This window comes from Escherichia coli (genome assembly GCF_036503815.1).
Taxonomy (GTDB): Bacteria; Pseudomonadota; Gammaproteobacteria; order Enterobacterales; family Enterobacteriaceae; genus Escherichia; species Escherichia coli_F.
Genome location: NZ_AP027764.1, coordinates 3,139,890 through 3,152,313, shown reverse-complemented (window position 1 = coordinate 3,152,313; position 12,424 = coordinate 3,139,890). Strand labels below are relative to the sequence as shown.

Annotated in this window: 11 protein-coding genes; 10 read left to right on the top strand and 1 reads right to left on the bottom strand. The window is 51.0% G+C overall.

The window, feature by feature from the left end:
• Positions 1–123 precede the first annotated feature (123 nt).
• The 10 genes from cmk (at position 124) to ycbJ (ending at position 11,566) form a co-directional block, all read left to right on the top strand.
• Complete coding sequence (gene cmk / locus AABJ99_RS15165) at positions 124–807, top strand: (d)CMP kinase (protein WP_000125016.1); 684 nt, start codon at positions 124–126, stop codon at positions 805–807.
• 110 nt (positions 808–917) lie between these two features.
• Positions 918–2,591, top strand: a complete 1,674-nt coding sequence (gene rpsA / locus AABJ99_RS15160) for a 30S ribosomal protein S1 (protein WP_000140327.1) — start codon at positions 918–920, stop codon at positions 2,589–2,591.
• A gap of 159 nt (positions 2,592–2,750) precedes the next feature.
• Entirely contained in the window at positions 2,751–3,035 is a 285-nt protein-coding gene (ihfB, locus tag AABJ99_RS15155; protein WP_000167336.1) for an integration host factor subunit beta, read from the top strand.
• Between the two features lie 205 nt (positions 3,036–3,240).
• Positions 3,241–5,505 (top strand): ComEC family protein, encoded by a 2,265-nt coding sequence (gene ycaI, locus AABJ99_RS15150; protein ID WP_039020472.1) that lies wholly within the window; start codon positions 3,241–3,243, stop codon positions 5,503–5,505.
• Between the two features lie 36 nt (positions 5,506–5,541).
• The gene (msbA, locus tag AABJ99_RS15145) at positions 5,542–7,290 is read left to right on the top strand and encodes a lipid A ABC transporter ATP-binding protein/permease MsbA (protein WP_000551273.1); all 1,749 of its coding nucleotides are present in this window, start codon (positions 5,542–5,544) and stop codon (positions 7,288–7,290) included.
• Entirely contained in the window at positions 7,287–8,273 is a 987-nt protein-coding gene (lpxK, locus tag AABJ99_RS15140; protein WP_039020473.1) for a tetraacyldisaccharide 4'-kinase, read from the top strand. The genes msbA and lpxK overlap by 4 nt, the downstream gene beginning before the upstream one ends.
• Positions 8,274–8,309: 36 nt before the next feature.
• Positions 8,310–9,542: a crosslink repair DNA glycosylase YcaQ gene (ycaQ, locus tag AABJ99_RS15135; protein WP_039020474.1), complete on the top strand. Its 1,233-nt coding sequence runs from the start codon at positions 8,310–8,312 to the stop codon at positions 9,540–9,542.
• 51 nt (positions 9,543–9,593) lie between these two features.
• On the top strand, positions 9,594–9,776 hold the full coding sequence (ycaR, locus tag AABJ99_RS15130; protein WP_000350058.1) for a protein YcaR: 183 nt from the start codon (positions 9,594–9,596) through the stop codon (positions 9,774–9,776).
• The gene (kdsB, locus tag AABJ99_RS15125) at positions 9,773–10,519 is read left to right on the top strand and encodes a 3-deoxy-manno-octulosonate cytidylyltransferase (protein WP_000011611.1); all 747 of its coding nucleotides are present in this window, start codon (positions 9,773–9,775) and stop codon (positions 10,517–10,519) included. The genes ycaR and kdsB overlap by 4 nt, the downstream gene beginning before the upstream one ends.
• Before the next feature lie 153 nt (positions 10,520–10,672).
• A complete protein-coding gene (gene ycbJ / locus AABJ99_RS15120) occupies positions 10,673–11,566 on the top strand; it encodes a YcbJ family phosphotransferase (protein WP_000436922.1) in 894 nt (297 codons plus the stop codon).
• On the opposite strand, the gene elyC is transcribed toward ycbJ, so the two are convergent.
• Positions 11,543–12,322 (bottom strand): envelope biogenesis factor ElyC, encoded by a 780-nt coding sequence (elyC, locus tag AABJ99_RS15115; RefSeq protein WP_000899583.1) that lies wholly within the window; start codon positions 12,320–12,322, stop codon positions 11,543–11,545. The genes ycbJ and elyC overlap by 24 nt on opposite strands.
• Between the last annotated feature and the right edge of the window lie 102 nt (positions 12,323–12,424).

Sequence of the window (12,424 nt, the reverse complement as noted above, 5' to 3'; positions counted from 1 at the left end):
CAATAAATCCCCATCTGAATACAGACAAAACTGGTTTTTGCACACAACGTTAACGATTTGTGGCGTCGGCGCGTATAATGCGCGCGGTTATGTTAACGGTACGCCTGTTTTAAGGAGATAAAGATGACGGCAATTGCCCCGGTTATTACCATTGATGGCCCAAGCGGTGCAGGGAAAGGCACCTTGTGTAAGGCTATGGCGGAAGCGTTGCAATGGCATCTGCTGGACTCGGGTGCAATTTATCGCGTACTGGCACTGGCGGCATTACATCACCATGTTGATGTTGCATCGGAAGATGCGCTCGTGCCGCTGGCATCCCATCTGGATGTACGTTTTGTGTCGACCAATGGTAATCTGGAAGTGATCCTCGAAGGGGAAGATGTCAGCGGCGAAATTCGTACTCAGGAAGTGGCGAATGCTGCTTCACAAGTCGCGGCATTCCCACGCGTTCGTGAAGCATTATTGCGTCGCCAACGCGCGTTTCGCGAATTACCAGGCTTGATTGCCGATGGCCGCGATATGGGAACGGTGGTATTCCCTGATGCGCCAGTGAAAATTTTCCTTGACGCCTCCTCGGAAGAACGTGCGCATCGCCGCATGCTACAGTTGCAGGAGAAGGGCTTTAGTGTTAACTTTGAGCGCCTTTTGGCCGAGATCAAAGAACGCGACGACCGCGATCGTAACCGAGCGGTAGCGCCACTGGTTCCGGCAGCCGATGCTTTAGTGTTGGATTCCACCACCTTAAGCATTGAGCAAGTGATTGAAAAAGCGCTACAATACGCGCGCCAGAAATTGGCTCTCGCATAAGCGACCGAATTTGCAGTACCCCCGTTGCAATGGAATGACAGCGGGTATGTTAAACAACCCCATCCGGCATGGAGCCAGGTGGACGTTAAATATAAACCTGAAGATTAAACATGACTGAATCTTTTGCTCAACTCTTTGAAGAGTCCTTAAAAGAAATCGAAACCCGCCCGGGTTCTATCGTTCGTGGCGTTGTTGTTGCTATCGACAAAGACGTAGTACTGGTTGACGCTGGTCTGAAATCTGAGTCCGCCATCCCGGCTGAGCAGTTCAAAAACGCCCAGGGCGAGCTGGAAATCCAGGTAGGTGACGAAGTTGACGTTGCTCTGGACGCAGTAGAAGACGGCTTCGGTGAAACTCTGCTGTCCCGTGAGAAAGCTAAACGTCACGAAGCCTGGATCACGCTGGAAAAAGCTTACGAAGATGCTGAAACTGTTACCGGTGTTATCAACGGCAAAGTTAAGGGCGGCTTCACTGTTGAGCTGAACGGTATTCGTGCGTTCCTGCCAGGTTCTCTGGTAGACGTTCGTCCGGTGCGTGACACTCTGCACCTGGAAGGCAAAGAGCTTGAATTCAAAGTAATCAAGCTGGATCAGAAGCGCAACAACGTTGTTGTTTCTCGTCGTGCCGTTATCGAATCCGAAAACAGCGCAGAGCGCGATCAGCTGCTGGAAAACCTGCAGGAAGGCATGGAAGTTAAAGGTATCGTTAAGAACCTCACTGACTACGGTGCATTCGTTGATCTGGGCGGCGTTGACGGCCTGCTGCACATCACTGATATGGCCTGGAAACGCGTTAAGCATCCGAGCGAAATCGTCAACGTGGGCGACGAAATCACTGTTAAAGTGCTGAAGTTCGACCGCGAACGTACCCGTGTATCCCTGGGCCTGAAACAGCTGGGCGAAGATCCGTGGGTAGCTATCGCTAAACGTTATCCGGAAGGTACCAAACTGACTGGTCGCGTGACCAACCTGACCGACTACGGCTGCTTCGTTGAAATCGAAGAAGGCGTTGAAGGCCTGGTACACGTTTCCGAAATGGATTGGACCAACAAAAACATCCACCCGTCCAAAGTTGTTAACGTTGGCGATGTCGTGGAAGTTATGGTTCTGGATATCGACGAAGAACGTCGTCGTATCTCCCTGGGTCTGAAACAGTGCAAAGCTAACCCGTGGCAGCAGTTCGCGGAAACCCACAACAAGGGTGACCGTGTTGAAGGTAAAATCAAGTCTATCACTGACTTCGGTATCTTCATCGGCCTGGACGGCGGCATCGACGGCCTGGTTCACCTGTCTGACATCTCCTGGAACGTTGCAGGCGAAGAAGCAGTTCGTGAATACAAAAAAGGCGACGAAATCGCTGCAGTTGTTCTGCAGGTTGACGCAGAACGTGAACGTATCTCCCTGGGCGTTAAACAGCTCGCAGAAGATCCGTTCAACAACTGGGTTGCTCTGAACAAGAAAGGCGCTATCGTAACCGGTAAAGTAACTGCAGTTGACGCTAAAGGCGCAACCGTAGAACTGGCTGACGGCGTTGAAGGTTACCTGCGTGCTTCTGAAGCATCCCGTGACCGCGTTGAAGACGCTACCCTGGTTCTGAGCGTTGGCGACGAAGTTGAAGCTAAATTCACCGGTGTTGATCGTAAAAACCGCGCAATCAGCCTGTCTGTTCGTGCGAAAGACGAAGCTGACGAGAAAGATGCAATCGCAACTGTTAACAAACAGGAAGATGCAAACTTCTCCAACAACGCAATGGCTGAAGCTTTCAAAGCAGCTAAAGGCGAGTAATTCTCTGACTCTTCGGGATTTTTATTCCGAAGTTTGTTGAGTTTACTTGACAGATTGCAGGTTTCGTCCTGTAATCAAGCACTAAGGGCGGCTACGGCCGCCCTTAATCAATGCAGCAACAGCAGCCGCTAAATTTGCCTTTAAGGAACCGGAGGAATCATGACCAAGTCAGAATTGATAGAAAGACTTGCCACCCAGCAATCGCACATTCCCGCCAAGACGGTTGAAGATGCAGTAAAAGAGATGCTGGAGCATATGGCCTCGACTCTTGCGCAGGGCGAGCGTATTGAAATCCGCGGTTTCGGCAGTTTCTCTTTGCACTACCGCGCACCACGTACCGGACGTAATCCGAAGACTGGCGATAAAGTAGAACTGGAAGGAAAATACGTTCCTCACTTTAAACCAGGTAAAGAACTGCGCGATCGCGCCAATATTTACGGTTAAGTTTTTACTCAAACTTGAACGCGAGAAAAGCACCTGTCGGGTGCTTTTTTCATTTCTCTAATCTGGAACTGGAAGCTGCCTCGCAGAGTTTTGAGCAGTTTTCACCCTGTCGTTAAATTCTTCTGAACGTGCCTCGGGGAACGCAAAACTCCCACCAGACAACCATTCAACAAAGTTGCACACTTTCTATAAACAGGGAGGGTGCATGAAAATAACGACAGTCGGAGTATGCATAATTTGCGGAATTTTTCCGTTGCTGATTTTGCCCCAATTGCCAGGGACAGTAACCCTTGCGCTTCTGACTATCTTCGCCTGTGTACTGGCATTTATCCCTGTTAAAACCGTCCGTTATATCGCGCTGACGTTGCTGTTTTTCGTTTGGGGCATATTAGCAGCAAAGCAAATTTTGTGGGCAGGAGAAACCTTAACTGGCGCGACGCAGGATGCAATAGTTGAGATCACTGCTACTGACGGCATGACCACTCATTACGGTCAAATTACTCATCTACAAGGTCGACGTATATTCCCTGCGCCAGGCCTCGTACTGTATGGCGAATATCTTCCGCAAGCGGTTTGTGCCGGACAAGTATGGTCAATGAAACTCAAAGTTCGTGCAGTTCATGGCCAACTTAATGATGGCGGCTTTGATAGCCAGCGTTATGCCATTGCCCAGCATCAACCGCTCACCGGCCGTTTTCTGCAGGCAAGTGTCATTGAACCGAATTGTAGCCTGCGTGCACAGTATCTGGCGTCACTACAAACAACGCTGCAACCCTATATGTGGAACGCGGTTATTCTTGGATTAGGTATGGGGGAACGGTTATCCGTCCCCAAAGAAATCAAAAATATCATGCGTGATACTGGAACGGCGCATTTAATGGCGATATCAGGATTGCACATCGCTTTTGCGGCGTTGCTGGCTGCAGGACTCATTCGCGGTGGGCAAGTTTTTCTGCCTGGGTGCTGGATCCACTGGCAAATGCCATTAATTGGTGGAATCTGCTGTGCTGCTTTTTATGCCTGGTTGACGGGAATGCAACCTCCTGCATTGCGTACCATGGTGGCGCTTGCTATGTGGGGAATGCTTAAGTTAAGTGGGCGACAGTGGACTGGCTGGGATGTATGGATATGTTGTCTGGCGGCAATTTTGCTGATGGATCCTGTTGCCATTCTTTCGCAAAGTTTATGGCTCTCTGCCGCTGCGGTAGCGGCGCTGATTTTTTGGTGTCAGTGGTTTCCCTGTCCGGAGTGGCAACTGCCGCCAGTATTGCGCGCGGTTGTTTCCCTCATCCATCTACAACTTGGAATCACCCTCCTGCTAATGCCTGTGCAAATCGTCATATTTCATGGCATTAGTCTGACCTCGTTTATTGCAAACCTATTTGCAATTCCCCTGGTGACATTTATCACGGTTCCGTTGATCCTCGCAGCGATGGTTATGCATTTAAGCGGGCCGTTAATCGTGGAGCAAGGAGTATGGTTTCTTGCCGACCGGTCTTTGGCTTTGCTTTTCTGGGGGTTAAAGAGTTTGCCAGAAGGGTGGATCAACATTGCTGAACGTTGGCAATGGCTAACATTTTCCCCATGGTTCTTACTGGTGGTATGGCGATTAAACGCCTGGCGAGCGTTGCCGGCAATGTGTGTGGCTGGAGGCTTGCTGATGTGCTGGCCGCTGTGGCAAAAACCTCGACCTGACGCGTGGCAGGTGTACATGCTTGATGTCGGGCAAGGGCTGGCAATGGTGATAGCCAGAAACGGTAAAGCGATTCTCTATGACACCGGACTGGCCTGGCCGGAGGGGGATAGTGGGCAACAACTGATTATCCCCTGGCTACGCTGGCATAATCTTGAACCAGAAGGCGTCATTCTTAGTCATGAACATCTGGATCATCGGGGAGGGCTGGACTCGATATTACGTGCCTGGCCGACGTTATGGGTCAGAAGCCCTTTAAGCTGGGAGCATCATCAGCCCTGTGTGCGTGGCGAAGCGTGGCAATGGCAAGGATTGCGTTTCAGCGTGCACTGGCCTTTACAAGGTAGCATCGATAAAGGAAATAACCATTCCTGTGTGGTTAAGGTTGATGACGGGACGAATAGCATTCTCCTAACCGGTGATATTGAAGCCCCCGCTGAACAAAAGATGCTAAGCCGTTACTGGCAGCAAGTACAAGCAACATTACTTCAGGTACCTCACCATGGCAGTAATACCTCATCATCGTTGCCATTAATTCAGCGAGTGAATGGAACATTGGCACTTGCATCGGCATCGCGCTATAACGCATGGCGACTGCCTTCAAACAAAGTTAAGCATCGCTATCAACAACAGGGTTATAAGTGGCTTGATACCCCGCATCAGGGGCAAATAACGGTCGATTTTTCAGCACAAGGCTGGCGGATTAGCAGCCTCAGGGAGCAAATTTTACCTCGTTGGTATCATCAGTGGTTTGGCGTGCCAGTGGATAACGGGTAGAATATGCGGCTATTTCAACAAATGCTGGTTTTTTGAATGCATAACGACAAAGATCTCTCTACGTGGCAGACATTCCGCCGACTGTGGCCAACCATTGCGCCTTTTAAAGCGGGTCTGATCGTGGCGGGCGTAGCGTTAATCCTCAACGCAGCCAGCGATACCTTCATGTTATCGCTCCTTAAGCCACTTCTTGATGATGGCTTTGGTAAAACAGATCGCTCCGTGCTGGTGTGGATGCCGCTGGTGGTGATCGGGCTGATGATTTTACGTGGTATCACCAGCTATGTTTCCAGCTACTGTATCTCCTGGGTATCAGGAAAGGTGGTAATGACTATGCGTCGCCGCCTGTTTGGTCACATGATGGGAATGCCAGTTTCATTCTTTGACAAACAGTCAACGGGTACGCTGTTGTCGCGTATCACCTACGATTCCGAACAGGTTGCTTCTTCTTCTTCCGGCGCATTGATTACTGTTGTGCGTGAAGGTGCGTCGATCATCGGCCTGTTCATCATGATGTTCTATTACAGCTGGCAACTGTCGATCATTTTAATTGTGCTGGCACCGATTGTTTCGATTGCGATTCGTGTCGTATCGAAGCGTTTTCGCAACATCAGTAAAAACATGCAGAACACCATGGGTCAGGTGACCACCAGCGCAGAACAGATGCTGAAGGGCCACAAAGAAGTATTGATTTTCGGTGGTCAGGAGGTGGAGACCAAACGCTTCGACAAAGTCAGTAACCGAATGCGTCTTCAGGGGATGAAAATGGTTTCAGCCTCTTCTATCTCTGATCCGATCATTCAGTTGATCGCCTCTTTAGCGCTGGCGTTTGTTCTGTATGCGGCGAGCTTCCCTAGCGTCATGGATAGCCTGACTGCCGGTACGATTACCGTTGTTTTCTCTTCAATGATTGCGCTGATGCGTCCGCTGAAGTCGCTGACCAACGTTAACGCCCAATTCCAGCGCGGTATGGCGGCTTGTCAGACGCTGTTTACCATTCTGGACAGTGAGCAGGAGAAAGACGAAGGTAAGCGTGTGCTCGAACGTGCGACTGGTGACGTAGAATTCCGCAATGTCACCTTTACTTATCCGGGACGTGATGTACCCGCATTGCGTAACATCAACCTGAAAATTCCGGCAGGAAAAACGGTCGCTCTGGTTGGACGCTCTGGTTCAGGTAAATCAACCATCGCCAGCCTAATCACACGTTTTTACGATATTGATGAAGGCGAAATCCTGATGGATGGTCACGATCTGCGCGAGTATACCCTGGCGTCTTTACGTAACCAGGTTGCTCTGGTGTCGCAGAATGTCCATCTGTTTAACGATACGGTTGCCAACAACATTGCTTACGCACGGACAGAACAGTACAGCCGTGAGCAAATTGAAGAAGCGGCGCGTATGGCCTACGCCATGGACTTCATCAATAAGATGGATAACGGTCTCGATACAGTGATTGGTGAAAACGGCGTGCTGCTCTCTGGCGGTCAGCGTCAGCGTATTGCCATCGCTCGAGCCTTGTTGCGTGATAGCCCGATACTGATTCTGGACGAAGCTACCTCGGCGCTGGATACCGAATCTGAACGTGCGATTCAGGCGGCACTGGATGAGTTGCAGAAAAACCGTACCTCTCTGGTGATTGCCCACCGCTTGTCTACCATTGAAAAGGCAGACGAAATCGTGGTCGTCGAGGATGGTGTCATTGTGGAACGCGGTACGCATAACGATTTGCTTGAGCACCGTGGCGTTTACGCGCAACTTCACAAAATGCAGTTTGGCCAATGATCGAAAAAATCTGGTCTGGTGAATCCCCTTTGTGGCGGCTATTGCTGCCACTCTCCTGGTTGTATGGTCTGGTGAGTGGCGCGATCCGTCTTTGCTATAAACTAAAACTGAAGCGCGCCTGGCGTGCCCCCGTACCGGTTGTCGTGGTTGGTAATCTCACCGCAGGCGGCAACGGAAAAACTCCGGTCGTTGTCTGGCTGGTGGAACAGTTGCAACAGCGCGGTATTCGCGTGGGGGTCGTATCGCGGGGATATGGTGGTAAGGCTGAATCTTATCCGCTGTTATTGTCGGCAGATACCACCACAGCACAGGCGGGTGATGAACCTGTGTTGATTTATCAACGCACTGGCGCGCCTGTTGCGGTTTCTCCCGTGCGTTCTGATGCGGTAAAAGCCATTCTGGCGCAACACCCTGATGTGCAGATCATCGTAACCGACGACGGTTTACAGCATTATCGTCTGGCGCGTGATGTGGAAATCGTCGTTATTGATGGCGTGCGTCGCTTTGGCAATGGCTGGTGGTTGCCGGCGGGGCCAATGCGTGAGCGAGCGGGGCGCTTAAAGTCGGTTGATGCGGTAATCGTCAACGGCGGTGTCCCCCGCAGCGGTGAAATCCCCATGCATCTGCTGCCGGGGCAGGCGGTGAATTTACGTACCGGTACGCGTTGTGACGTTGCTCAACTTGAACATGTGGTGGCGATGGCGGGGATTGGGCATCCGCCGCGCTTTTTTGCCACGCTGAAGATGTGCGGCGTACAACCGGAAAAATGTGTACCACTGGCCGATCATCAGTCTTTGAATTATAAGGATGTCAGCGCGTTGGTAAGCGACGGGCAAACGCTAGTAATGACTGAAAAAGATGCGGTGAAATGCCGGGCCTTTGCAGATGAAAATTGGTGGTATTTGCCTGTTGACGCACAGCTTTCAGGCGATGAACCAGCGAAACTGCTTGCGCAACTAACCTCGCTGGCTTCTGGCAACTAGTTACGCCGCGGCAGCGTTCGATTGATGGAGTCATGAATGTCGCTGCCGCACCTCTCCCTTGCTGATGCGCGTAATCTTCACCTTGCTGCGCAAGGCCTGTTAAACAAACCCCGCCGTCGAGCGTCGTTGGAAGATATTCTGGCAACGATTTCCCGCATGTCCTTGCTGCAAATTGATACCATCAATATTGTTGCCCGTAGCCCATATCTGGTGCTTTTCAGTCGTCTGGGAAATTATCCTGCGCAGTGGTTGGATGAGTCTCTGGCGCGTGGCGAATTAATGGAATACTGGGCGCATGAAGCCTGCTTTATGCCACGTAGCGATTTTCGTCTTATTCGCCACCGCATGCTGGCACCTGAAAAAATGGGCTGGAAATACAAAGACGCCTGGATGCAGGAACATGCGGCAGAAATTGCACAGTTAATTCAACATATTCATGATAAGGGGCCGGTACGTTCAGCCGATTTTGAGCATCCTCGTAAAGGTGCAAGCGGCTGGTGGGAGTGGAAGCCGCATAAACGACATCTGGAAGGTTTATTTACTGCCGGAAAGGTGATGGTGATTGAACGGCGCAACTTCCAGCGCGTTTATGATTTAACCCACCGTGTCATGCCTGACTGGGATGATGAGCGCGATCTCGTTTCGCAAACAGAAGCAGAAATCATCATGCTGGATAACAGTGCGCGTAGCCTGGGCATATTCCGCGAACAGTGGCTGGCAGATTACTATCGGCTGAAACGTCCGGCACTGGCGGCTTGGCGCGAAGCGAGGGCTGAACAGCAGCAAATCATTGCTGTGCATGTTGAAAAATTGGGCAATCTTTGGCTGCATGCTGATTTGCTGCCGCTACTCGAACGCGCGCTCGCCGGAAAGCTCACTGCAACGCACAGCGCGGTACTTTCGCCTTTTGATCCTGTTGTCTGGGATCGCAAACGCGCGGAGCAGCTTTTTGATTTTAGCTACCGGCTGGAGTGCTATACCCCAGCGCCGAAACGCCAGTATGGCTATTTTGTTCTGCCGTTATTACATCGTGGGCAATTAGTTGGGCGAATGGATGCCAAAATGCATCGCCAGACAGGCATCCTTGAAGTTATCTCTCTGTGGTTACAGGAAGGCATTAAACCAACGACAACGCTGCAAAAAGGGTTACGTCAGGCGATTACTGATTTCGCTAACTGGCAGCAGGCAACGCGGGTGACATTACGACGCTGCCCGCAAGGCCTCTTTACTGATTGCCGCGCCGGCTGGGAAATAGACCCCGTCGCATAAATGATTATGATAAGATTTATGCATTCATAACCCGATCCATCTGGAGGAACTATGGATCATCGTCTGCTTGAAATCATTGCCTGCCCGGTTTGCAACGGAAAACTTTGGTATAACCAGGAAAAACAAGAGCTTATTTGCAAACTGGACAACCTGGCTTTCCCGCTGCGCGATGGCATTCCAGTGTTGCTGGAAACGGAAGCCCGCGTGCTGACTGCTGATGAGAGTAAATCATGAGTTTTGTGGTCATTATTCCCGCGCGCTACGCGTCCACGCGTCTGCCCGGTAAACCATTGGTTGATATTAACGGCAAACCCATGATTGTTCATGTTCTTGAACGCGCGCGCGAATCAGGTGCCGAGCGCATCATCGTGGCAACCGATCATGAGGATGTTGCCCGCGCTGTTGAAGCCGCTGGCGGCGAAGTATGTATGACGCGCGCCGATCATCAGTCAGGTACAGAACGTTTGGCGGAAGTTGTCGAAAAATGCGCATTCAGCGACGACACGGTGATCGTTAATGTGCAGGGTGATGAACCGATGATCCCTGCGACAATCATTCGTCAGGTTGCTGATAACCTCGCTCAGCGTCAGGTGGGTATGGCGACTCTGGCGGTGCCAATCCACAATGCGGAAGAAGCGTTTAACCCGAATGCGGTGAAAGTGGTTCTCGACGCCGAAGGGTACGCACTGTACTTCTCTCGCGCCACCATTCCGTGGGATCGTGATCGTTTTGCAAAAGACCTTGAAACCGTAGGCGATAACTTCCTGCGTCATCTTGGTATTTATGGCTACCGAGCAGGCTTTATCCGTCGTTATGTTACCTGGCAGCCAAGTCCGTTAGAACATATCGAAATGTTAGAGCAGCTTCGTGTTCTGTGGTACGGCGAAAAAATCCACGTTGCTGTCGCCCAGGAAGTTCCTGGCACAGGTGTGGATACCCCTGAAGATCTCAAGCGCGTTCGCGCTGAAATGCGCTAATTTCACTTCGCGACACTCCAGCCAATTTTGGGAGGAGTGTCGTACCGTTACGATTTTCCTCAATTTTTCTTTTCAACAATTGATCTCATTCAGGTGACATCTTTTATATTGGCGCTCATTATGAAAGCAGTAGCTTTTATGAGGGTAATCTGAATGGAACAGCTGCGTGCCGAATTAAGCCATTTACTGGGCGAAAAACTCAGTCGTATTGAGTGCGTCAATGAAAAAGCGGATACGGCGTTGTGGGCTTTGTATGACAGCCAGGGAAACCCAATGCCGTTAATGGCAAGAAGCTTTAGTACGCCCGGAAAAGCCCGACAACTGGCATGGAAAACCACCATGCTGGCAAGAAGTGGGACTGTCCGTATGCCGACTATTTATGGTGTGATGACGCATGAAGAACACCCCGGCCCCGATGTCCTGCTACTGGAGCGGATGCGTGGTGTTTCGGTGGAGGCTCCAGCCCGAACACCAGAACGCTGGGAACAACTCAAAGACCAAATCGTTGAAGCCTTACTGGCCTGGCACCGTCAGGACAGTCGTGGTTGCGTCGGCGCGGTCGACAATACTCAGGAAAATTTCTGGCCCTCATGGTACCGGCAACATGTTGAAGTGCTATGGACTACGCTCAATCAGTTCAATAACACCGGTCTAACGATGCAAGATAAGCGGATCCTGTTTCGCACCCGTGAATGTCTCCCGGCATTATTTGAAGGCTTTAACGACAATTGTGTGCTGATTCACGGTAACTTCTGTTTACGCAGCATGCTGAAAGATTCGCGCAGCGATCAGTTACTGGCGATGGTCGGACCGGGACTAATGCTTTGGGCACCGCGAGAATACGAACTGTTCCGACTAATGGATAATTCTCTGGCGGAAGATTTGCTCTGGAGTTATCTGCAACGCGCGCCAGTGGCGGAGTCGTTCATCTGGCGGCGTTGGTTGTATGTGTTATGGGATGAAGTTGCGCAACTGGTCAACACCGGACGATTTAGTCGGCGTAACTTCGATCTGGCATCAAAATCACTCTTGCCGTGGCTCGCCTGACGAACCTTTCAGCCACTGCCAGATCCGGCCAAGCGTTTCATAGCCAACGCGGTCGCTATGCATCAACCAAACCGGAGAAGGGATTGCCCGTTCCCACGGATTAAGCGGCGAGTCGATGGCCAACTGATTCGCCGGGGCTGGTAGCGGATTTAACCCTTCCTGCTGAAAAAAGATCATCGCCCGCGGCAGATGTGATGCGGAGGTTACCAGCAGGAAAGGTGCGTCACCAATTGCCTGTTTCACTGCCGCAGCTTCTTCTTCGGTATCTTTTGGCAAATCCAGAGTGATAATTTGCTCGCGCGGCACGCCCAGCGATTGCGCAACTCGGGCACCTACTTCGGCTGTACTCACCGTATTGGTTTTTGCTACGCCTCCCGTGAAGATCAGTTTTGATCCCGGATTTTCGCGCCATAAGCGGATACCTTCATTCAGGCGTGGCAGACTGTTATTGATTAAATTAGAGCTCGGTGCCCACTGCGGGTTCCAGGTATAACCACCTCCGAGCACCACGATATAGTCCACTTTTTGCGAATTATTCCATGTCGGATAGGTGCTTTCGATGGGACGCAGCAGGCGGTCGGCTATCGGTTGCAAACTCAATAACAAGAGCGCCAGCCACCCAATGCTAATAAAAATCTTCCCGGTTTTTTGAAAACGGCTAAACCACAGCAGCGCCAGGCCAGCGCCAATAATCAGCAACATCAGCGGAAGTGGCAGCAACATATTGCCAATCACTTTTTTCAGTGTAAAAAGCATCCTTTCTGGTTCCTTTTTTGACCATATAGCAAGGGATCGCCAGCGATATTACACCAGACGGGTTCATTCTCGCCGTGGCTGTGACAAAATAGCGTCTTTATC

What these genes read in the sequence shown, in the direction of transcription:
- rpsA (WP_000140327.1), top strand. Translation starts at nt 918, where the DNA reads ATGACTGAATCTTTTGCTCAACTCTTTGAAGAGTCCTTAAAAGAAATC.
- ycaQ (WP_039020474.1), top strand. Translation starts at nt 8,310, where the DNA reads ATGTCGCTGCCGCACCTCTCCCTTGCTGATGCGCGTAATCTTCACCTT.
- ycaI (WP_039020472.1), top strand. Translation starts at nt 3,241, where the DNA reads ATGAAAATAACGACAGTCGGAGTATGCATAATTTGCGGAATTTTTCCG.
- ycaR (WP_000350058.1), top strand. Translation starts at nt 9,594, where the DNA reads ATGGATCATCGTCTGCTTGAAATCATTGCCTGCCCGGTTTGCAACGGA.
- lpxK (WP_039020473.1), top strand. Translation starts at nt 7,287, where the DNA reads ATGATCGAAAAAATCTGGTCTGGTGAATCCCCTTTGTGGCGGCTATTG.
- ihfB (WP_000167336.1), top strand. Translation starts at nt 2,751, where the DNA reads ATGACCAAGTCAGAATTGATAGAAAGACTTGCCACCCAGCAATCGCAC.
- msbA (WP_000551273.1), top strand. Translation starts at nt 5,542, where the DNA reads ATGCATAACGACAAAGATCTCTCTACGTGGCAGACATTCCGCCGACTG.
- ycbJ (WP_000436922.1), top strand. Translation starts at nt 10,673, where the DNA reads ATGGAACAGCTGCGTGCCGAATTAAGCCATTTACTGGGCGAAAAACTC.
- cmk (WP_000125016.1), top strand. Translation starts at nt 124, where the DNA reads ATGACGGCAATTGCCCCGGTTATTACCATTGATGGCCCAAGCGGTGCA.
- kdsB (WP_000011611.1), top strand. Translation starts at nt 9,773, where the DNA reads ATGAGTTTTGTGGTCATTATTCCCGCGCGCTACGCGTCCACGCGTCTG.
- elyC (WP_000899583.1), bottom strand. Translation starts at nt 12,322, where the DNA reads ATGCTTTTTACACTGAAAAAAGTGATTGGCAATATGTTGCTGCCACTT.